Origin of the sequence: Salmonella bongori NCTC 12419, assembly GCF_000252995.1 — a bacterium.
GTDB lineage: Bacteria > Pseudomonadota > Gammaproteobacteria > Enterobacterales > Enterobacteriaceae > Salmonella > Salmonella bongori.
Genome location: NC_015761.1, coordinates 674,447 through 695,260, shown reverse-complemented (window position 1 = coordinate 695,260; position 20,814 = coordinate 674,447). Strand labels below are relative to the sequence as shown.

General features: G+C 49.1%; 16 protein-coding genes and 1 pseudogene. 1 reads left to right on the top strand and 16 read right to left on the bottom strand.

Annotation, left to right across the window (positions count from 1 at the left end; genetic code table 11):
- Positions 1-7: 7 nt before the first annotated feature.
- The 11 genes and pseudogenes from SBG_RS03215 to ybgI all read right to left on the bottom strand — a co-directional run bounded on the left by SBG_RS03215 (position 8) and on the right by ybgI (position 13,283).
- Positions 8-2,065 (bottom strand): class I SAM-dependent methyltransferase, encoded by a 2,058-nt coding sequence (locus SBG_RS03215; RefSeq protein ID WP_000207078.1) that lies wholly within the window; start codon positions 2,063-2,065, stop codon positions 8-10.
- An 18-nt stretch (positions 2,066-2,083) separates the two neighbouring features.
- Positions 2,084-3,379 (bottom strand): ABC transporter ATP-binding protein, encoded by a 1,296-nt coding sequence (locus tag SBG_RS03210; protein ID WP_000025039.1) that lies wholly within the window; start codon positions 3,377-3,379, stop codon positions 2,084-2,086.
- A 2-nt stretch (positions 3,380-3,381) separates the two neighbouring features.
- A complete protein-coding gene (locus SBG_RS03205) occupies positions 3,382-4,167 on the bottom strand; it encodes an ABC transporter permease (protein WP_015702765.1) in 786 nt (261 codons plus the stop codon).
- 5 nt (positions 4,168-4,172) lie between these two features.
- A complete protein-coding gene (gene rfbK, locus SBG_RS03200; protein ID WP_000192695.1) occupies positions 4,173-5,555 on the bottom strand; it encodes an O9 family phosphomannomutase RfbK in 1,383 nt (460 codons plus the stop codon).
- Between the two features lie 24 nt (positions 5,556-5,579).
- Positions 5,580-6,994: pseudogene (locus SBG_RS03195) on the bottom strand (mannose-1-phosphate guanylyltransferase/mannose-6-phosphate isomerase).
- Positions 6,995-7,596: 602 nt separating this feature from the next.
- Positions 7,597-8,337, bottom strand: a complete 741-nt coding sequence (locus SBG_RS03190; RefSeq protein WP_015702763.1) for a hypothetical protein — start codon at positions 8,335-8,337, stop codon at positions 7,597-7,599.
- 797 nt (positions 8,338-9,134) lie between these two features.
- The gene (locus SBG_RS03180; RefSeq protein ID WP_000824703.1) at positions 9,135-9,701 is read right to left on the bottom strand and encodes a tyrosine-type DNA invertase; all 567 of its coding nucleotides are present in this window, start codon (positions 9,699-9,701) and stop codon (positions 9,135-9,137) included.
- Between the two features lie 516 nt (positions 9,702-10,217).
- Complete coding sequence (pxpA, locus tag SBG_RS03175) at positions 10,218-10,952, bottom strand: 5-oxoprolinase subunit PxpA (protein WP_001017916.1); 735 nt, start codon at positions 10,950-10,952, stop codon at positions 10,218-10,220.
- Positions 10,942-11,874: a 5-oxoprolinase subunit PxpC gene (gene pxpC, locus SBG_RS03170; protein WP_000932034.1), complete on the bottom strand. Its 933-nt coding sequence runs from the start codon at positions 11,872-11,874 to the stop codon at positions 10,942-10,944. The genes pxpA and pxpC overlap by 11 nt, the downstream gene beginning before the upstream one ends.
- Positions 11,868-12,524: a 5-oxoprolinase subunit PxpB gene (gene pxpB, locus SBG_RS03165; RefSeq protein ID WP_001188379.1), complete on the bottom strand. Its 657-nt coding sequence runs from the start codon at positions 12,522-12,524 to the stop codon at positions 11,868-11,870. Before pxpB ends, pxpC begins: the two co-directional genes overlap by 7 nt.
- Before the next feature lie 15 nt (positions 12,525-12,539).
- On the bottom strand, positions 12,540-13,283 hold the full coding sequence (gene ybgI / locus SBG_RS03160) for a radiation resistance protein YbgI (RefSeq protein WP_000798856.1): 744 nt from the start codon (positions 13,281-13,283) through the stop codon (positions 12,540-12,542).
- Between the two features lie 327 nt (positions 13,284-13,610).
- On the opposite strand from ybgI, the gene dtpD reads away from it, so the two are divergent.
- Positions 13,611-15,092, top strand: a complete 1,482-nt coding sequence (gene dtpD / locus SBG_RS03155; protein WP_001041755.1) for a dipeptide permease DtpD — start codon at positions 13,611-13,613, stop codon at positions 15,090-15,092.
- 38 nt (positions 15,093-15,130) lie between these two features.
- Here dtpD and phrB read toward each other — a convergent pair whose 3' ends face one another.
- The 5 genes from phrB to SBG_RS03125 all read right to left on the bottom strand — a co-directional run bounded on the left by phrB (position 15,131) and on the right by SBG_RS03125 (position 20,552).
- A complete protein-coding gene (gene phrB / locus SBG_RS03150; RefSeq protein WP_001142026.1) occupies positions 15,131-16,552 on the bottom strand; it encodes a deoxyribodipyrimidine photo-lyase in 1,422 nt (473 codons plus the stop codon).
- 114 nt (positions 16,553-16,666) lie between these two features.
- Positions 16,667-17,347, bottom strand: coding sequence for a DUF2931 family protein (locus tag SBG_RS03145; RefSeq protein ID WP_043942378.1), 681 nt, complete (start codon positions 17,345-17,347; stop codon positions 16,667-16,669).
- Positions 17,348-17,350: 3 nt separating this feature from the next.
- Positions 17,351-18,013, bottom strand: coding sequence for a DUF2931 family protein (locus SBG_RS03140; RefSeq protein ID WP_000197723.1), 663 nt, complete (start codon positions 18,011-18,013; stop codon positions 17,351-17,353).
- Positions 18,010-20,004 carry an Hcp family type VI secretion system effector gene (gene tssD, locus SBG_RS03135; RefSeq protein WP_001280043.1) on the bottom strand — a complete coding sequence of 665 codons (1,995 nt, stop codon included), beginning with the start codon at positions 20,002-20,004 and terminating at the stop codon, positions 18,010-18,012. The genes SBG_RS03140 and tssD overlap by 4 nt, the downstream gene beginning before the upstream one ends.
- Before the next feature lie 341 nt (positions 20,005-20,345).
- Positions 20,346-20,552, bottom strand: coding sequence for a YbfA family protein (locus SBG_RS03125; protein WP_000401433.1), 207 nt, complete (start codon positions 20,550-20,552; stop codon positions 20,346-20,348).
- Positions 20,553-20,814 lie beyond the last annotated feature (262 nt).

Sequence of the window (20,814 nt, the reverse complement as noted above, 5' to 3'; positions counted from 1 at the left end):
GTTCTCCTTACTTATTTTTAGTTAGTTTGAGATAAATTTCATGCACTGCTGGGGGTAACCATTCAGGATGCAGTATCTGCAGTTCGGTGTGCGAAGCCTTGTGTTCATTGGCCTGCTCATGGCTTTCCGGTAACGGATTCATTCGGCGGTAAAGCTGGTATGCAGGCTGATAAAGTCCCAGTTTGTGCAAAGCGTTTCCCACACTATGCTTCACGTTGGGATGTTTACGCAGGAACGAAAATACAAATTGCAGAGATCGTTTAATCAGATGCTTACAACGCAGGCTAAAACCATACTGCCGCAGCAAATAAATCTGTAGGCCAGCATAACGGTAACCCCGGGTCATCCGCCATGAGCGGCTGTGATGAATTTTGGCTATTTCATGGCACAGCTCATTGTTTATATTACTTAAATGATCAATTTCTCGGTGGGCAGCCGCCAACTGCTCCTGTAATGTAGCGATCTCAGTCGGCAACGATTCGGGCCCAGTTTCAGGCGCGACAAACGTCTCAGATTCTGTCCTTGCCTGTGCCAGCGCTACCATATCTTGCTGAAGCTGGCTCACTTGCGTATTAAGTTGATATAGCTGCTGGCTCAGTTGTTCACGATGCGCGGCTTCATCACGCTGGCGGGTTTGATTTTCCAGTAATACTGTCTCCTGAGCAACAATCCATTGCTCAATGGCGCTGATATTACTTTCCGGCACTGGAAGGCGATCTTTGGTTTTAAATAACTGCTCCAGTAGGGTAAAGCTCCATGCATTAACCGGTTTTTGCCATACAGCATATAACCAATTCGACCATGGCTGCGGTAAATTAAAGGGATGTATCGGTGCGGAACGCCATAATTGCTTCCAGCTTCGCTGCTCATCAAACAATTCATTAACGAAAATAAAGAAGGACTGAAAAATATTTAGCGGCCAGCTACAGTCTCGCGGAATGTTAACAATAGATCCAAAGTCAATCAGGGAGGCTTTTTGCTGGTCGTCGACCATGATATTCCAGAGACGGATATCATCATGCCACAACCCTTGTTTTTCCAGTTTAACCAGCTCCACGAGCAACGATTGTAAAATTTTTTCACGATCGAGGGCTTCACCTGCTCTCAGCATATCACTTAACAGACGACCTGATAATTTTTCCATTACCAGCCAGCCAAAGTGATCATTATTGCCATATGCCAACAATGCAGGTGTTTTAAATTCTCGCGGCGGATGGGTAAGTATTTCCGCTTCGTTACTTAATTCTTCCCGATTACGTTGTCCCTCTTCATCGGTTAATAAATTGTTAGGAGGGCTATAATAGAAAACCTTACAGACATAATTTTCGCCAAAATAGTAACGTCGGCTCTTCTTATGCGCAAAACCGGCTCCTGAATAGGGGTGATCCTGCCAGCGTTCAAATGGCTGGTTGAAATCCTCCAGGATCACACGTGTATTGCTTATCAGGTACATAGGTCGCGGAACGAGAGAAAGATGAGTATTAAATTGCCCAATCAAGCGGTAAAACGCGCATTGTTCAATCAATTCACGAGGATCCTGTGGCTGAGAAAAACGCCAGAACAATGGCTCTTCTTTTACTGCTAATTCAAGGATCATCGCTTGTGTGCAGCTAGCCAGGTGCGACAGTAACCGTTTAACCTTTGTCACGCCATGAAGGTGCACAATATGGTGGAAAACACTCAAGCCAATAGCAAGATCAAACTGGTCTGCTTTTAGCGCCTCGATAGTATCTTCAATTCGTCCAATCCGGAAAGAGACATCCAGATCCGGATTCTCATCCGCCAGCGCCTGGCAAACATGAATATTCTCTTGTTGAAAATCTACGCCGACAACGCTTGCCCCCCTGGCGGCGAGGCTAAAACTAAAGAAGCCCTGAGCACAACCAAGATCGAGCACCCGCAATGGACGCCCGAGTTCACGTGATAAATAGCCGTACTGCTGAGTAATCAGCCCCAGTCTTTCATTACAATCACGCGCAGCTTCGCCATCCCATTCAGGATGACCAAAAATTGTCTGATAAATTTCAGGGAGTTCGCTAACTAATTTAGCTAAGTGAGTAGTCATGTCATTATAATCTCAACTTTATGGGTAGCTATTAAATGTTGCTTTAAGGTCGATAACTCCCCAGAAATCCATATTTCTGGTGACATGTAATATGATGGAGTCATAGCGCCTGTCGAGCGGGGTCATATCGGTTTGCGGATTCCCTTCGGAAATACCGAATGAGAGCAAATAATCACTACTGTTTAAGTTGATCGGAAGGCTGAATTTAAATACCCGGACATCACCGCGGGATACGGAAATAGTTTCGCGTCCTTCAGTGGCAAGAAAAGAATTTGTGCCGTACAGAAACAATCCATCCAATGTTTTGATTAATAACCCCGGTACTACACAGTCGAAATCGTGTTCAAAAACGACTTTCATTATAAAATCAGTCTGCTGAGCGCTGATAAGTGACGGAGGGAAAGCTTCGCCATTGCTTTGAATACAGTAATCGACGATCTTCGCCCCCCCCTGCCCCCAGCGATATTCTTCCGGCCTGTATCCCGGACGAGTATGATAAATATCGGCGGTCTCTTCCGGAGACATATTGATCGTCGGGTCGTTTTCCTCTTCTTTATGTTTTGTCCGGCTGGACGGGCTTTTATCAGGCTTACCGAATAACTCGTCAAGGTAGCGGTTAGTTACATCGCGTGCCGCGCCGTCCATACAAATATCCCCCTCTTTCAGGAAGATGGCGCGATCACAGTGTTTAACAATATCGCCGACGCTATGCGAAACCAACAGTAACGTCGTCCCCTGTTTTTTAAAATCAGCGATACGGGCGTAACATTTAGCCTGGAAACGCGAATCCCCCACAGAAAGTGCTTCATCAACGATCAATATATCCGGGCGCGCAGCCGTGGCGACGGCAAAGGCAAGGCGCATAAGCATACCACTTGAATAGATGCGTACAGGCTCCCTGATATAATCACCAATATCGGCAAAAGCTTCAATTTCCGGCATTAAACGCTCAATGTCTTCACGGTTTAACCCCATCATCAATCCGGACATATAGACGTTCTGAGTACCAGTAAAGTCAGGATGGAACCCCATACCTAATTCAAGAAGCGCCGCAACTCTTCCCCGAATATTAATGGACCCCTTAGATGGTTGCGTAGTGCCAGTGAGCAATTTCAACAGCGTACTTTTACCTGCGCCATTTACGCCAACAATACCAACAGATTCTCCAGGCTCTATAGTGAAACTAATATTTTTCAGGACCCATTTTTTACTATGCCACGTTTTATCTCCTGGCAGTAACTTTTCAATCACCCGATCCCATTTTGATGAATAGTATTTATACGCCTTGCCGACGCTCTGAACTTTAATACTCATATTTAAATCTCGTCCACAATATCAGCAGAATGTTTTTTAAATAATCGCCAGGCAAATAAAAACAAAATAAGGGACACAATGGTAACCGGAAAAAGCGTCATCCAGTCAGGATGTTGTTGGTAGAGAATAACTTTCTGATATGCGCTAATAATCGACGCCATCGGGTTATAGGTTAAAAGACCTGATACCCATTCCGGCAGAGTTTTTGAGACATAAACAATAGGTGTAAACCAGAACCAGAATTGCAGCAGAATATTCACGAATTGCCCAACATCGCGGACAAAAACGTTCAGTACTCCCAGGATAATCCCCAGTCCGAGAGTGAACAGGGTCTGGATTATCAGTACAGGAATAATGTCAAAAAAGATCCACCCAGGAAAATTACCGGTCATCAGTAAAAACGCAACAAACAAACCAAATATAATTAAGAAATTAATAAAGGCTGAGGCAGTAATGATGATGGGTAAGCAAATACGTGGAAAGCTCATCTTTTTAAGAATATTCGCGTTGGTCAAAAATATGTTGACCAGATTATTCAGCATTTCAGTAAAAAAGCCCCAGGTTAGTACACCCGAACATAAATAGATGCTATAGGCAAAGGGGCCTTCCATACCGGCTAAACGTGTACGCATGAGTTCTGAAAAAATAAGCGTATACACGGAAATCATGGCAACGGGTTGTAAAATAAGCCACGCCACGCCTAAAAAGCTGGTTTGATAACGAGACTGAAAGTCCCGCTTCACACTATCAATAATAAAACCACGATAACGATAAACCGCTGAAAACATCGGACTCACAGCGTTTCCTCTTTTAACATATTGAGCAACTCAGCCGTCTTCTCATGCATCAGCGCAGGAGCCGCCTTCGACTCCACATTAAGGCGCACCAAAGGCTCAGTATTCGAGCAGCGCAGGTTAAAACGCCAGTCCGTATATTCAATACTGATGCCGTCCGTCGTATCCACGTTCACCGCCTCCGGTTCATAATGCTTGCGGATACGCGATATAGCTGCTGTCGCATCACCCAGCCGACGATTAATCTCTCCCGACGCCGGGAACGCCGCCTGACGGTCTGCCACCAGCGCCTTTAACGTACTCGCCTTCAGGCATAACAGCTCCGCTATCAGCAGCCAGGGGATCATCCCGCTGTCGCAGTACGCAAAATCTCGGAAGTAGTGGTGCGCACTCATCTCTCCCCCGTAAATCGCATCTTCCTGACGCATGCGCTCTTTGATAAACGCATGTCCTGTTTTTGACATCACCGACGTGCCCCCGCAGCGCGTCACGATATCTACCGTGTTCCATGTCAGGCGCGGATCATGAATAATTTTTGCCCCGGGTTGTTTCTGCAGGAATGACTCCGCTAGCAAGCCGACAATGTAATAACCTTCGATAAATGCCCCATCGTTATCGAACATAAAACAACGATCGAAATCTCCGTCAAAGGCGATCCCCATATCCGCCCCATGTTCTCGCACCGCATCGGCGGTGTCCTGCCGACGCTCCGGCAGTAGCGGGTTAGGAATACCATTAGGGAAGCTACCATCCGGCTGGTGATGTACCTTTACAAAGGTCACCGGTGCGCCCGCCGCGGCAAAGCGTTTTTCTACCTCGTCAATAACATGTCCCGCTACGCCATTACCGGAATTCACTACCAGTTTCAGCGGACAGGTGAAATTCGCCAGGTTCACATAGCCCATTAAGTGGTCAACATATTCCCGCAGGATAGAGATCTGTCGCAGCGTACCGCGGCGGGATGCATCCACTGGCGCAAAGCAGTTCTTCTCAACTAAACGCTGGATATCACGCAATCCGGTATCACCACTGATGGGTTTCGCGTTCTCCCGAACCAACTTCATCCCGTTATAATTCAGCGGGTTGTGACTGGCCGTCACCTCAATGCCGCCATCCAAGCCCAGGTAGAAAGTGGCAAAATAAATCTCTTCGGTACCGCTCAGACCGATATCCAGCACATCGCTACCTGCATCCATCAATCCATTGGCTAACGCCTGCTTCAGGGGCTCGCTGGTCAATCGCACGTCGCCTCCCACGACGACCTGGCGTGGTTTCAGTAACTCGCCATAGGCACGGCCAATTCGGTAGGCTATATCGTCATTCAGTTCTTCACCCAATTCGCCGCGAATATCGTAGGATTTAAAACAGTTAAGCTGAGTCATTCTGAATCAATGTCCTGTAAAAAATTAGCAACAACCATACTTGTCTTTGATACGGATATGTCGTCTTCACCCGGGCAACAGCCTGACTGGATTTCCAGTATCTCAAGAGGAGTACGGCCCGGGTTTTCCAGGTAATACTCAGCGCCGATGGGAATAAACGTTGACTGGTTTTCGTTGAGCAGGAACGGCTTACCATTAACAGTAACTTTCCCTATTCCTGCGAGAATGACCCAATGCCCGGCGCGGTAATGACGTATCTGCCTTGAAAGCGTCCCCCCCGGTTTGACGGTAATGCGCTTAACGTTGTAACGCGGGGTCTGCGCCAGTACGTCGCTGCAGCCCCATGGTCGGCGGTCCTCACAATGGTGTTTGTATTCGCTACGCTGGTTGAGCTTCAGATACTCAACCGCCTTTTTCACGTCCTGGGCGCAATTTTTATTCATCACCAGGACGGTATCTCTGGTGTTAACGATTACCAGGTTTTGGACGCCTACTGCTGCCACCAATTTTTCATCGCTGCTGATGTAACAGTTTTGGCTGTTGTACGTCCAGCAATCACCTGTTAACACATTACCCTGCTCATTCTTAGGGCTGACATCCCACAGCGCGGACCAGGAACCAACATCGCTCCAACCTGCGTCCAGTCCTGCCACCACTGCATCGGCAGTTTTTTCCATTACGGCGTAGTCAACGGACTCATCCGGACAAAGGCTAAACACGTCGCGGGGGATGCTAATAAAGTTGCCGTCTCCCTCCGCAGCCCGCATCGCAGCCGTACAAATTTCGAGAATATCCGGGCGGAATTTTGCCAGCTCGGAAAGGTATTTTTTCGCCCGGAACATAAACATGCCGCTGTTCCAGTAGTATTCTCCGGAAGCGAGATAATCTTTGGCGCGTGCCAGGTCTGGTTTTTCTACAAAGCGAGCGACCCGGTAAAGCGTCTGTTCGCTGCCGACCAATGCCTCCCCACGCTGGATATAGCCATATCCGGTTTCCGGAGTATTCGGCACAATACCGAAAGTGACCAGATGGTCAGCTTCGGCATAGCGTTCCGCGACGCGAATAACATCGCGGAAGACCTGCTGATTGTTAATGATATGATCTGCCGCGAGCACCAACATCAGCGGATCGTCGCCGTTCCGTGTGGCCTGTAGTGCCGCCAGGGCGATAGCCGGGGCGGTGTTACGGCCCACGGGTTCAAGGATGATATTTTTCGACAACTGATTAAGTTGTCTGAGCTGTTCAGCAACGAGGAAGCTGTGTTCTTCGTTACAGATAACCATGGGCTCATGAATATCCAGGCCGGAGAGACGAGAGAGGGTTTCCTGCAACATGGTGTTCTGTCCGTACAACCGCAGGAACTGTTTTGGATAAAGCTCACGAGACATGGGCCACAGACGGCTACCGGTGCCACCAGCCATAATCACAGGAAGCAACATAATAAAATCCTTATGTATATGAAGATTATATTCCATAGTGCTTGCGGCATAAGCTTAACGGAGTGCAAATACATCCATTAGGTCTCATAACCTTATGGTTTTGAGCTACCACATTGTTCTAATAATAAAATTTGGCTAATAGTGTTTGATAACGGAGCAAGAGAAGATTCCAGGAGAGTTTCCCTCAAAGCCCTTGTAATTTTTATTAGCGTATTCTCCTGCTTCATAGATGTATTTTTTATAATAACAATCAATAGACATGTAAGATTTTATTAATCGTTAGTCAGGTTAATTACGCTGTCATAGCCACGGGGAAAGGTTTTAGTAATCATAGAGATGTTATCATTATTTTTCTAAATCTATATTCAGTATTCAGTGCTATCAACACATTAAAGATACTTTATTCCATATATCCTGCAAATCCCACGCTACCGCCACAGCGCAGAAAACTTCACGCTGGATATAAAATTATTAGCGTCACGCGTTCTGCGGTATTACCAAAGAACGATGAGCGCCGTTATTTTGTTTTGCGGAAAAAATAAATAATTCAGAACCGAATATCATGCTTACGAATACAGCACAGCGTGACGTTCCCTCCGCTATCAGCGTAAATTCGAAGCATTACTCGCGGCTGTTTTTATATGATCAATCTGTTGATTTTTTTCCGAATTTAGGTGCGGCATCTTAATTCTTACCGCATCGAGTAACGGTACGCCTGGCGGTATATCCCAGCGCTGTTTCAGCGTCTGCTCCGCGAGCCAGACTTGCCTCACCCCTGTCCCCAACATACGTGCCGTCATTTCCGGGCTGCAGCCTGATAACAACAATCCCAGTACTCGCCGTCCCTGTTTGGGTAGACGCTCCGACAGTAACCGGACCAGCGTGCGGCTATTTATTTCCATCACCAGCTCCGGTACGCTTAAGACGTTTTTCAGCTCCTCTTCATAAGGAAATGTCTGTACTGATGACCACACGGCCAGTTCAGCCATTTTTGCCAGAACTCTCTCCGACATGGCGCATTTGATCAGTCGCAGATGGCGGAAATACCCTTCCACGCTCACGTCTATCGGTAAAAACTCGTGACTACTGCAAAAAACAACGGTACGGGGATAACACTGAAAAACCTGTTGCCATAACAGAAGCTGAGTTGACGGTCGCCCGGCGGATATCACCACAGCGCCGGGCCACCGACGCAAGCGATCCAATAGTCCCTCAGTGGTTCTGAGACGAACTCTATTTTCCACGCAAAGACCGCTAATATCCGGAAACTGCGCAGGATTTTCTCCTGACTGACAAAACATAATCAGCCGGAGAGGCGGTAATGCTCTCGTTAACGTCTGCATATCAGTACGTCAGAATCTGATACAGGCCATATAGCGCTATGGCCGTTGAAATCGTCAGAAGAAACAAAAATATTTTTGCTCCCCTGCTGTACCGGTACTTGTCGACTCGTCTTTGTCCGGTTGATATGCCTTCATACTCTTGCGTCATCAAATTGTTCTCCTCAAGCCATTGCCAGTCCGGCAGTGCTCCAACAACAGCAACTTCTCTATGTGGAAACAAAATGTCCGCATCCTTTTGCGTGCCTGAAGTCGCGCCATACCAGTATGAAGAATGACTTCTGACCCCAGTCTGAATACAGCACTCTGACATCCTGTCGGGATCTGATTTTCAGCTTCACAGACCATCAGCATCCGTGGCGATAAATTTGCCCTACAGCAGGGTGATTCTGTCCTGAACGGAGTATGAAGAGCCCAATAAAACCATGATAACCATTTGATTTTAATGGATATAAAATGATTTAAATCTGTTTAAGGTCGTCTTCTCTTGATTTAACAATATGATGCAAAAAGTTAAATAAAGAATTAAATTCCATTTGATTAAGATAATTTAGAATTAAATGCTGTTTAATGGTTTTTTTTAAAACTAAAAGTTAACAATTTGTGCAGTAAGGGCTAAAACAGAGACTATGTGGCGCTGGTTGTACCAGATATATTTTCCCTTAGTTTTTTTAGTGTTATAAAAATAATTCCTTAATAAGCAATAGATTACGTATCTATTACTCTTGTGCGGAGGGGGTAAATCTGAGAGGATGGTGACAACACGGAGAGGATTTAACTTTTTGCATCAGAAGGTACGGTCATATTCGGCGTTTTTTTCGCCATATTCCATGAAAGCGTGCGGCATTACTGGCGGTGTATCTTACGGTATGCTGGATATTCCTGTGTCCTAAATAATCTTGTATGAGTCGCGTATCAATCCCTTTATCAGCAAGGGCGTAGCCGCACGCATGTCGTAGCATATGGGGATGCGGCGCTATCGTTAATTCGGCCAGCCGCCCTGCCTCACGGAGTATGTAAAAAAATTGTTGTCTGCTAAGTGGATGCCGCCGCAGTGACAGAAACAACCAGTCTCCGTCGGCCCCTTTTTCAAGCGGCTTCCTGGCCCTGAGCCAGCTTTTTAGTACGTTATACTCATCCGGAAGAAGGGGATGACATGTAGAAAATCCATTTTTAAGGCGCCGGATATAGAGCTGCCTCCCTGCCAGATCAATATCAGATAAACGCAACCCCAACAGTTCGCTGGCTCTGAAACCATGGATAAACGCCATCAGAATTAAGCAGCGGTTTCTTTCCGGAAAAGGCATTCGGTCAGTCGCTGATAGCAGCTTTTCAATCTCTTCTTGCGTAAGATATTTTCTTTTCACAAAGCAAACCCATCATAACAAAATGAGTAATATACTAAAAAAACACTGATCAGATGAGTTTAATTTTCGCTGAAAAGTGAATACCAGCAAATAGCTTAAAATCCAAACACCTATCAATCTGCGTGGTATTTGTAGATTGCGGATAAATCAGCGAGCGAGTCTGGCTTACGCTTTTTGAAGCACGCCCATCGCCAGAGTAATATACAAAAAAATAAGAATATTATGAGATAAATCAGTAAGAAAGGAGCGTTAAAGAGGCAGGGACTTTACTCGTCATGGAGGTTTGATTAGATAAACCTTGCTAACAATATTGTGAGTTTTTTTCAGTATTCGACGGCTAACGGTCATTAATTCGTCATACCCATTATTACCGTACAGCGTGGTTATTTTTACAAAACAGGTATTAAGAAGAGGATATATTTTATTGTATAAAGGATAACCCGCTGATTAACGTTAAGATAATAGTAGGTAATAAAGGTTACCAGCCGTCATACAATAGCTTCAATCGCCTGATTCTCAGGCGATAATGTCTATGTTGTTCGCGTTAAACGCGGCGCGTAGTCTGCGGGCAAACGCAAGCGCATACTCGCCATCACCATGAACGCACACCGTTTGCGCCGTGACATTCGTCCACACGCCAGTAACACTTTTTACTCTCCCGGTCTGAACCATATCCAGCGTTTGCGCCAGCGCCTGCTCTTCATCATGAATCAGTGCGCCAGGCTGCGTACGTGGCAGCAGACTACCGTCGTCCTGATAGCCGCGATCGGCAAATACCTCTTGTCGCGTCACCAGCCCGTAGTGCTCGCCAGCCCGGATCAGCTCACTTCCGGCCAGTCCAACCAGAATCAATGACGGATCATAGTCGTGTACCGCTTTCGCAATGGCCTGCGCCAGACAACGATCTTTTGCCGCCTGGTTATAGAGCATACCGTGTGGTTTGACATGGCGCATCACGCCGCCTTCCGCCTGAACAACTGCCCCCAGAGCGCCGACCTGGTACAATGTCTGGGCGTATACCGTTTCCGGCGGCAAATCCATCGCTGTCCGCCCAAAATTTTCCCGATCAGGGAAACTGGGATGCGCGCCAATCGCCACACCATTTTTCAGTGCCTCACGCACACTAACCAGCATAGTCCACGCATCGCCCGCATGAAAACCGCAGGCGATATTAGCAGAGGAGACCAACGTTAATAATTCAGCATCGCTGGTACAGCCTTCGCCCAAATCCGCATTCAAATCAATATTCATGTTGAAGCCGCCAGGCAAGCTGTTCCAGATAGCGCTGACGCTCGCGACGCGCGTTAAGCGCTTCTTCCAGCGAACATTGCACAAAATGGATAGGTTGACCCAGCGGGATTTGCGCCAGGTGGTACATGTCCGCCTCAATGATGCAGGCAATACGCGGATAGCCGCCAGTCGTCTGGGCATCGTTCATCAGCACAATAGGCTGACCGTTGTAAGGCACCTGCACAACACCCGGCAGCAAACCGTGCGACAGCAATTCGCGATCCGTTGTCCGCGTTAACGATTGTCCCCGCAAACGATAGCCCATGCGGTTACTCTGCGGGCTAAGCTGCCACGGCGAACGCCAGAACGCTTCTTGCGACGCGTGATCGAATTCACGGTATTCCGGCCCCGGCAGTGCGCGGATGCGATTGCCCCACAGTAACTGTTTCACACCCTGCGGCCCGCTAAATTGTCGGGATGGCTTGCCTGTCACCAGGCGATCGCCATCTTTTAGCAACCGCCCCTCCAGCCCACCGATACCAGACTTCAGATCGGTACTACACGATCCCATCACTTTCGGCACATTAATACCGCCCGCCACCGCCAGATAACTACGCATTCCATGAAGCGGGCGGTGTAGTGTCAAACGCTGGCCCGCTTTTACCGGTAGTCGCCAACCGGTCCAGGCCGGTTGATTATCCAGTTGCGCCTCACAGCCCGCGCCGGTGAGGGCGAACCAACTATCATTTTCAAATTCGACGACCAGTTGACCGAGGGTAATTTCCAGCGCCGGGGCATTCGCGTCATTCCCGACCAGGAGATTAGCCGTCTGAAAGGCGGGTTTATCCAGCGCGCCGCAGTGGCTCAGTCCCGACTGACGAAAACCGTGTCGCCCGCTGTCTTGCACGGAGGTGTAAATCCCCGCGCGAATAATATTCAGCATACTCCCTCCTTTTGCGGCACAAAGCGTACACTATCACCAGGGCGCAGCAGCACAGGAGTTTCCCGCATCGGATCGAACAACTGCAACGGCGTAAGGCCGATTAGCTGCCAGCCGCCCGGCGTGGATAATGGATAAATTCCCGTCTGAGCGCCGCCGATACCGACAGAACCTGCCGGTACCTGTAGACGCGGCTCCGCGCGTCTCGGTATATGGAGCGGTTCCGGTAAATTGCCGAGATAGGGAAAGCCTGGCTGAAACCCCAAAAACCAGACGACATACTCAACAGAGGCGTGCAGCTCCACAACCTGTTTTTCACTTAAACCACAGTGCCGCGCCACCTCCGCCAGATCCGGCCCGCCTGCGCCGCCATAGATCACCGGGATCTCAACCGAACGCGAGTCCGGCTCCAGCGCTTCGCTCTCTTCCCACCAGCGCTGTAGACGTTCAATCGCATCCAGCGCCAGGGTTTGTGGGTTGCGCAGGATCACGGTGATATTGTTCATCCCGGGAATCGCTTCCACCACGTTCGGCATATCGACCAGACGCTGCGTCAGGCGCCAGATGCGTTTCTGGCTCGCCAGTGTTATCGGCGGTTCAAGTTCCAGGACGACCGCCGTTTCGCCTAACAGATAACAACGCGCTCGCTGCACTTTATTCCCTCTCAATTATGCCGGGTTAGGGATATCAATAAACGTCACATCTAATTCTGTGTTTTCGTTCAACCATTCGCTCAGAGCGCGAATGCCGCCGCGTTCCGTGGCATGGTGGCCGGCGGCATAAAAATGTAGCCCTTGTTCGCGCGCGCTATGAATGGTCTGTTCAGACACCTCGCCAGTAATAAAAGCGTCAACGCCAAAGCGGGCGGCACTATCAATAAAACTTTGCCCGCCGCCGGTACACCAGGCGACGCGCTGGACATTTTCCGGCCCGGTATCGCCGCACCATAAAGGTTTCCGCCCCAGACGCGCTTCAATCCACGAGGCCAGCTCCAACCCCGGCACCGGCATTGAGAGTTCCCCCCACGGCACCAGCGGCTCAATTTCCCCTTTCACGGTAATGCCCAATAGCGTCGCCAGCTGCGCGTTGTTGCCCAGTTCAGGGTGCGCATCCAGCGGCAGGTGCCAACCGTACAGGTTAATATCATTTACCAGTAACGTTTTTAAGCGACGGCGTTTCATGCCGCGAATAACAGGAGACTCGCCTTTCCAGAAGTAACCATGATGAACAATGACCGCATCGGCCTGTAAACGCACCGCCTCATCGAGCAGCGCCTGACTGGCGGTCACGCCGGTCACGATTTTCTGTACCGTTTCTTTTCCTTCGACTTGTAAACCGTTTGGCGCATAATCACTCATCGCCACACTGTTCAGCTTGTCGTTAATCAGTTGTTCCAGTTCGGTGTTTTTCATCATCGCTCCCTTTAACCGTCGTTCTGCTTTCCGGTGACGGATTCAGCCTCCGTTAACATAGCCTCCCGTCGTCAGTTCGTCGATAAACATTTGTTTGACACATCAAGAAACAATCACACCCGGCTTTGGCGCAAATTACTTAGCAAAACACGATCTATTTCATGTATATTTATGCAATCAGAACGCATATTGCAAAATAAATCAGTTCTGTATCAAGTTGGTAACTTTAAGGAAACACAGCGATACGGCAGGCTTAATGAGCCTAAACAGAAAGGCATTACCCAGGAATGTCTCTTTTTGCCGCAGCGCTTCTATCCCGGAAATACAATGAATAAACAATCATCTCAACCTCGTGCCATTTATTACGTTGTCGCCCTGCAAATTTGGGAGTATTTCAGCTTTTATGGTATGCGCGCCCTACTGATTCTTTATCTTACCAATCAGCTGAAATACGACGATAACCATGCCTATGAGTTATTCAGCGCTTACTGTTCGCTGGTCTACGTCACCCCAATTCTGGGCGGCTACCTGGCGGATAAAGTGCTTGGCAACCGAATGGCCGTGATGCTGGGCGCCTTTTTAATGGCAGTTGGTCATTTAGTGCTGGGCGCCAGTGAAATCGCGCCGACATTCCTTTATCTGTCGCTGGCGATCATTGTCTGCGGCTACGGCCTGTTTAAATCGAATATTAGCTGCCTGCTGGGCGAACTGTACCAACCGGAAGATCCGCGCCGCGACGGCGGGTTCTCGCTGCTTTACGCGGCAGGCAATATAGGCTCGATCGTGGCCCCTATCGCCTGCGGCTATGTACAAGAGGAATACAGTTGGGCGATGGGATTTGCGCTCGCCGCCATTGGTATGCTGGCGGGGCTGGTGATCTTTCTGTGCGGGAATCGTCATTTCACCCACACCACCGGCGTTAATAAAGCCGTGTTGTGCGCCAGAAACTATCTGCTGCCGAACTGGGGGTGGCTGTTACTCCTGCTGGTGGCTGCGCCGTTGCTGATTACCGTTCTGTTCTGGAAAGAATGGTCAGTCTATGCCTTAATCGTGGCGACCGCGATCGGCCTGGGCGTGCTGACGAAAATTTATCGCCAGGCGCAGACGGCCAAACAGCGTAAGGAACTGGGACTGATTGTCACCCTGACCCTGTTCAGTATGCTGTTCTGGGCGTTTGCCCAACAGGGCGGCAGTTCGATCAGCCTGTATATCGACCGCTTTGTGAACCGCGATATTCTGGGCTATTCCGTTCCCACCGCCATGTTCCAGTCGGTAAACGCCTTTGCCGTGATGTTATGCGGGGTCGTCCTGGCCTGGCTGGTTAAAGAGAGCGTAAGCGGTAATCGCACCGTGCGTATCTGGGGCAAATTCGCGCTGGGTCTCGGACTAATGAGCGCCGGATTCTGTATTCTGACCCTGAGCGCACGCTGGTCCGCCGCTTACGGGCACTCCTCCATGCCGCTGATGGTGCTGGGACTGGCGGTGATGGGCTTTGCCGAACTGTTTATCGACCCGGTCGCCATGTCGCAAATTACGCGCATTGACATCCCCGGCGTCACCGGTGTATTAACCGGAATTTATATGCTGCTGTCCGGCGCGATTGCTAACTATCTGGCAGGCGTCATCGCTGACCAGACCTCGCAAAGCGCCTTTGACGCCAGCGGCGCGGTTAATTACGCTATCAACGCCTATGTGGATGTTTTTGAACAGATCACCTGGGGCGCGTTAGCCTGCGTAGGCGTTGTCCTGCTGATTTGGCTGTATCAGTCCTTCAAATTCAAAAGCCGCGCGCTGGCCGTCGAATCCTGATAGCAGAAGGCCCGGTAGTCTGCGCTACCGGGCCTGCATTACGCCCCTTTTCTCGCAGTCTCATAGGCGGAAAGCGTCGCGACTCTCGCCTGTTTGTGATCCACAATGGGCCGTGGATAATCAAGCACAACTCCCGCTTTTTCCGCCCACCGCCACGGCTCGTGAATCGCTTTTCCGGGGAGATCACGTAACGCTGGCAGCCACTGGCGGATAAATTCGCCGTCGCGATCAAACCTCTCCCCCTGCGTCGTGGGATTAAAAATACGAAAATAAGGCGCGGCATCAGTACCGGTTGAAGCGGCCCACTGCCAGCCGCCATTATTGGCGGCAAGATCGCCGTCAATAAGCTGCGACATGAAATAGCGCTCCCCCAACCGCCAGTCAATCAGCAGATCTTTTACCAGAAAGCTGGCGGTAATCATGCGTAAACGGTTATGCATCCAGCCCGTCGCGTTAAGCTGGCGCATCGCCGCATCGACAATGGGATAACCGGTTTCGCCTTTCTGCCATGCCTGAAAATAGTGTGAGTTCTCCTGCCACGCGACGCGTTTTGTCCAGCGGATAAACGGCTGGTGTTTGCATAATGCCGGATACCAGGTTATTAAATGACGGTAAAATTCCCGCCAGATGAGCTCATTCAACCAGACGCTTCCCGGTCCGCCGTCCAGCGCCTGCGGCTGCTCCGCCAGTAGTCGGTGCAGGCACTGTCGCGGCGACAGCCCCCCCGTCGCCAGGCTGGCGGAAAGCCGACTGGTGCCTTCAACCGCAGGGAAATCGCGCCGTGAGGCATACTCGTCTGCGCCCTGCGCGCAAAACTGACGTAGCTGCGCGATGACCGCGTTTTCTTCAACCGGGAAAAGCGTGGCGTCAAACGCCTGTTGCGGGTAGTTAAGCGAGACTGGCGTTAAGGGGGTAGCGCGCGCGCCGCTCGCCCGGATCGTCGGGGCCGGAACGCACGGCGGGATATCCTCTTTTAGCCGTTTCAACCAGGCGTTTTTAAACGGTGTAAAAACTTTATACATTTCATGATTGCCGGTCATCACCGCGCCGGGCGCCAGAATCACGCTATCGTCAAAGCCTTCGCAGATGACAGATGGCAGTGCTTTTTCCACCGCTGCATCACGCTGACGTTCGTTAATCTCATACTGATAGTTATAAAACAGATGGCTGACGTCATGCTGCCGGCAAACGTTTTTAACCGTCTCAATACTGGCGTTAAAATCCGCCACTTCATGAAACAGCAGCGGAATCCCTTTCTCTGCAAGGGCCGTCTGTAGCGCATTGAGCTGCGCGCTGATGAATGCCGCCTGCCGCGGCGCCATATCATGGGCCTGCCACTGCGCGGGGGTGGAAATATAAAGCGCCAGCACCCGCGCGGATGCATCGCGGCAGGCGGCGGCCAGCGCAAGGTTATCCTGTAAACGCAGATCGCGCCTGAACCAGACTAAATGGGTAGGCATACAACTCCTGAAAGATGAAACGTCACGGCGAATAGCGTTAAACAGTGTAGACCCTGGCGCATAAAAAAACCGCCAGCGTGGCGGCTGACGGTTTTTCAGATGCCCCCATTCCCCTTACCAGTTGCCGTAAGGATATTTTTTATCTTTGATAAAATCTTCGGTTTCTTTTATATATTTATATCCACGGCTAAATCTGGTTACCCCCTTGCACATCGCCAGTTTTTCACCGGATACCGTCTCAACCACGATATCTTTGTCCTCCGTTAATCGCGTATTGGGCTTGCCATTATTTACCAGCCAGGCTCGCACCCTGCCTTCCGGCGCCAGACCGATTACCAGATAACGGTGGTATTCCTGTACGCCGGCATCCCATGGCGACGGGTAAGGGGTCAGCATCATTTCCCAGACCGGATAACCAAACGTTATCCACGTCTCATACACTTTTTTATCAATTACCGAATCCCAGCAAAAATGCATAGCCTGGGGAGGATTTTTGGCCTTATTGAAATCTGAATGGATACCCATCACCTCTTCATTCCATTTTCCAACACTGGCTGAACTGGCGTTTGTGCTTCCCAGCATCCTGTACCGATACAGTATTCCATCCGTGTCCAGCAACTCCACATAGGTCACATCTGCTGGTAACGCATTTGGATAAAGGAAATTGAAATACCACTCATCATAGGGAGCAAGTAGCGAGGTCAGCTTTTTATCCGCCGCATGAACGGGCATTTCTGCGCACAGCAAAAGCGTCAACATCAGTATGGTCGTCACTCCGGATTGTATCTTCATCATCGCTTACCAGTTACCGTAAGGGTATTTTTTATCTTTGATAAAATCTTCGGTCTCTTTTATATATTTATATCCACGGCTAAATCTGGTTACCCCCTTGCACATCGCCAGTTTTTCACCGGATACCGTCTCAACCATGATATCTTTGTCCTCCGTTAATCGCGTATTGGGCTTTTTAGTGTTCTCCAGCCAGACTCGCACCCTGCCTTCCGGCGCCAGACCAATTAGCAGATAACGGCGGTACTCCTGTACGCCGGCGTCCCATGGCGACGGGTAAGGGGTCAGCATCATTTCCCAGACCGGATAACCAAACGTTATCCACGTCTCATACACTTTTTTATCAATTACCGAATCCCAGCAGAAATGCATAGCCTGGGGAGGATTTTTGGCTTTATTGAATGACGCCATCCCAACGCTAAGATCGTCCTCCCATTCCTCAACCGTCGTTGAGCTGGGTACCGTGCCATCCAGCGCTCTGTACCGATACAATATTCCATCCGTGTCCAGCAACTCCACATAGGTCACATCTGCTGGTAACGCATTTGGATAAAGGAAATTGAAATACCACTCATCGTAGGGAGCAAGTAGCGAAGTTAACTCTTTACTGGTTGCGGTAACCGACAGCCCCAGCAAAACGCCCAGCAGTAACAACCTGAAATTACGCGTCATTTTTGAGGATTCCCAGCCATGTCATAAACGGTCCGGGTCCAGTTTTCATCCGGCCGGTTAACAAAACTAAATATCTCAGAAGACGAGACCGCAGAGGAAATATTATTTTTAAGATGATAATCAACGGCATTCCAGTTGGCCGAACAGTGAATATACTTGCCGATAGTGTTCAACTCATCTGAAGAAAACTGAAGCGAATTGGTCCCATTAAAGGCATTTTTTGCTTGTGATAAGGCTTTCTGGCATATCGCATCCAGTTCCGTCGGCCAGGAATAATCATTATTCTCCTGCATAGCATCAAACACAACGCCAGCCTCTTTGGCGACCTCATACATCACCCGAAGAGCAACTTTAGACCAGTCATTGCTGACGATTCGCTGGAAGGTGACCGCAGCGGCTACGCGCTTTTTCGCATTGCCAAGATGATCCGGCGACACCTTTTCATCCGTATTGGTCTCGACCTTCATAACGCCTGACGGCAATATGGGCGCCAGCGCAAAGTAATACGGCAAAGTGTCTGCCTGCTGGACCGCCTTCTGGTAGACGCCGGTCGCCTCTGTCGGCACGTCGGCTAATACAGTTTCAACAGCGGGCCGACTCAAAAAAAGATATTCCTCTTCCTGCGGGTTATATCCCCCGCCAATATCGGCATGTGCCCCCGGCAAGCTTAATTCAGACCATTGCGCTTTGACGCTATTGAGGCAAAAGTTATAACGGCACTCGTGCATCGCCGTCAGGTGAAAAACCTGTTTTGCCACCCCCGGCGGTAAACCTATTTTAACCGCCAGATTATTACCGTCATGGGGGTCAAGACCGTCCAGTATTCCCCCCACGGCGGTGACGGTGTCGAAAAGGCCTAAAAATTGCACCTCACCTGCCGGTTTCCCCTGGTATTCAACGGGCTGAAAAGCGGTCGCGATCGTCCTGACCAACACAGGATCTTGCTCAAAGACGCGGTTGGTAAAGTGGCGAGCGGCTGCGGCGCCGCGGCTGAACCCAAAGACATCAAACTGCAAACCCGCGATCGTAATGTCTTTGCCCCGAAGAGCGCCAACCACTTCCGTCAGTACCCTGCGCAGTTGGATCATCGCGCGATCGGTTTTGGCGATAACCCCGGTATCGTTATTTCCCAGCCCCATCCCCCACAGAGAATCGGCTTTGTTATTCTCGGTGCCAATACCTTCGATATAGATATCGCGTTGAATATTCTTTACCCCATCTTTAAGCTCTGGTTCTTTATGATACAACTTATTCAACCAGTAAATATTCGTATAATAATTCAGATAACTACCTGCCTCCGTTCCGTCAAAGCCCGTTTTCTTTATACAACGCTGGTTAAACTCCGTTAACGTCCGCGCATCAAGGCCATAGTTTTCTGGATTGCATTTCTGCATCCGTAAATTCGTGTTGAGCAGGTTGTTCCCCGTACCGTCAAAGAAGACGCCAATGGTTAAGGCAATTTCTCGTTTTTTTGCAGGGATATCAGGTGGTTCAACCACGGGAAGGGTTGCCGGAAAAAGTCGATTATAGTTTTCTGGCGTTAACAGGACACTGTATTCCGTATTGGCTATCAGATGTTTTGAGCGGATATAATCATAATGTATTGTGATAAATTCTTCAGGTATTCCCTCTGTTTGGGAATGCATTGAGTATGTTGTAATACCCGCTCCACGAACCTCAATATGATAATACTTCTCCCACCTTCCCCAGCGGTTAATACGATAAAAGCTAAAATCCAGAGAGCAACGCTCATTGTTATTTATTGCCTGGGCAAACAGCGGCGAGCTTTTATCAATCGGCTTACAAAAGCGAATCCCATGATGGTTGACGCCGTCCACAGTACTGCTGAGCAGCGCCTGCAGGCTAAAAACAAAAATTTCATTTTCATGTCCGGTCTGGTAACGATTACCGACAGAGGGTTCACTGCCACAGCCTTCGGATATCATCCCCTGACGTTCGCCGACTATTTTTAAATAAATAATATCGCTCATATATATTTGTCACTTCTATATTTCATGCGGATATTGCAAATAAAAATATAAACAACATAGATAAATTTTATTTGGCAATAAAAGCGTATTTTTCAAAGAATAGTCGAATTAGTTTCCCGGCATGATAATGCTGGCAAACTTTATATGTGCTTTAAATATTTTGAGTTGCAGGATAAAGCGCCAACACCTTTAACAACGCAAAGCATTGGTCCTGAAATTTACGCTGTCTTTTCCCACCATATCAAATCTCTGCTGCGGTATTTGAGCCTGAGATCGCCGGATTGCTCACAGACAAAAAAACCGCCAGCGTGGCGGCTGACGGTTTTTCAGGCTGGTCGCGATTAATAAAAGTCGCAGGTGGCTTTTTCAGCCTGCGCCATCCATACCGGTTTATCACTGGTTTTCGACCAGACACGGTGCAGATAACTATAAAAACGCGCGCGGTCTTTCCAGAACAGCATCACCGGCAGCGCCAGCACGCCTGCGATCACCGCGAAAGCACGACGGGCAAAAATGACATGCGCCGGATAGTCTTTATAGTGTTCCATACGTTTCTCCCCCCTTATACCGACGCTCCCCGCTCCGGTATAGATTGAATCGGTGAATAGCACCGAAAAATTGAACCTCGTTACCTGGTTAAAATAGTACCGCTTTCTGTGTAATTTTACCACTCATCCGACCACTTATTTTCACGATTTTCCAGCATATTTACATTCAAAGCGTAAATTAGTTACAAAAAAGTTAAATTAATACTAACCATTAGTTAAATAATGGTCTTTGCCGTTTTTATACTTTTTTTACACTCCGCCC

Coding starts and splice junctions, on each gene's coding strand:
- rfbK (WP_000192695.1), bottom strand. CDS start 5,555: ATGACTCAGCTTAACTGTTTTAAATCCTACGATATTCGCGGCGAATTG.
- dtpD (WP_001041755.1), top strand. CDS start 13,611: ATGAATAAACAATCATCTCAACCTCGTGCCATTTATTACGTTGTCGCC.
- SBG_RS03215 (WP_000207078.1), bottom strand. CDS start 2,065: ATGACTACTCACTTAGCTAAATTAGTTAGCGAACTCCCTGAAATTTAT.
- pxpA (WP_001017916.1), bottom strand. CDS start 10,952: ATGAATATTGATTTGAATGCGGATTTGGGCGAAGGCTGTACCAGCGAT.
- pxpC (WP_000932034.1), bottom strand. CDS start 11,874: ATGCTGAATATTATTCGCGCGGGGATTTACACCTCCGTGCAAGACAGC.
- SBG_RS03125 (WP_000401433.1), bottom strand. CDS start 20,552: ATGGAACACTATAAAGACTATCCGGCGCATGTCATTTTTGCCCGTCGT.
- SBG_RS03190 (WP_015702763.1), bottom strand. CDS start 8,337: ATGCAGACGTTAACGAGAGCATTACCGCCTCTCCGGCTGATTATGTTT.
- tssD (WP_001280043.1), bottom strand. CDS start 20,004: ATGAGCGATATTATTTATTTAAAAATAGTCGGCGAACGTCAGGGGATG.
- ybgI (WP_000798856.1), bottom strand. CDS start 13,283: ATGAAAAACACCGAACTGGAACAACTGATTAACGACAAGCTGAACAGT.
- phrB (WP_001142026.1), bottom strand. CDS start 16,552: ATGCCTACCCATTTAGTCTGGTTCAGGCGCGATCTGCGTTTACAGGAT.
- SBG_RS03205 (WP_015702765.1), bottom strand. CDS start 4,167: ATGTTTTCAGCGGTTTATCGTTATCGTGGTTTTATTATTGATAGTGTG.
- SBG_RS03210 (WP_000025039.1), bottom strand. CDS start 3,379: ATGAGTATTAAAGTTCAGAGCGTCGGCAAGGCGTATAAATACTATTCA.
- SBG_RS03140 (WP_000197723.1), bottom strand. CDS start 18,013: ATGACGCGTAATTTCAGGTTGTTACTGCTGGGCGTTTTGCTGGGGCTG.
- SBG_RS03145 (WP_043942378.1), bottom strand. CDS start 17,347: ATGATGAAGATACAATCCGGAGTGACGACCATACTGATGTTGACGCTT.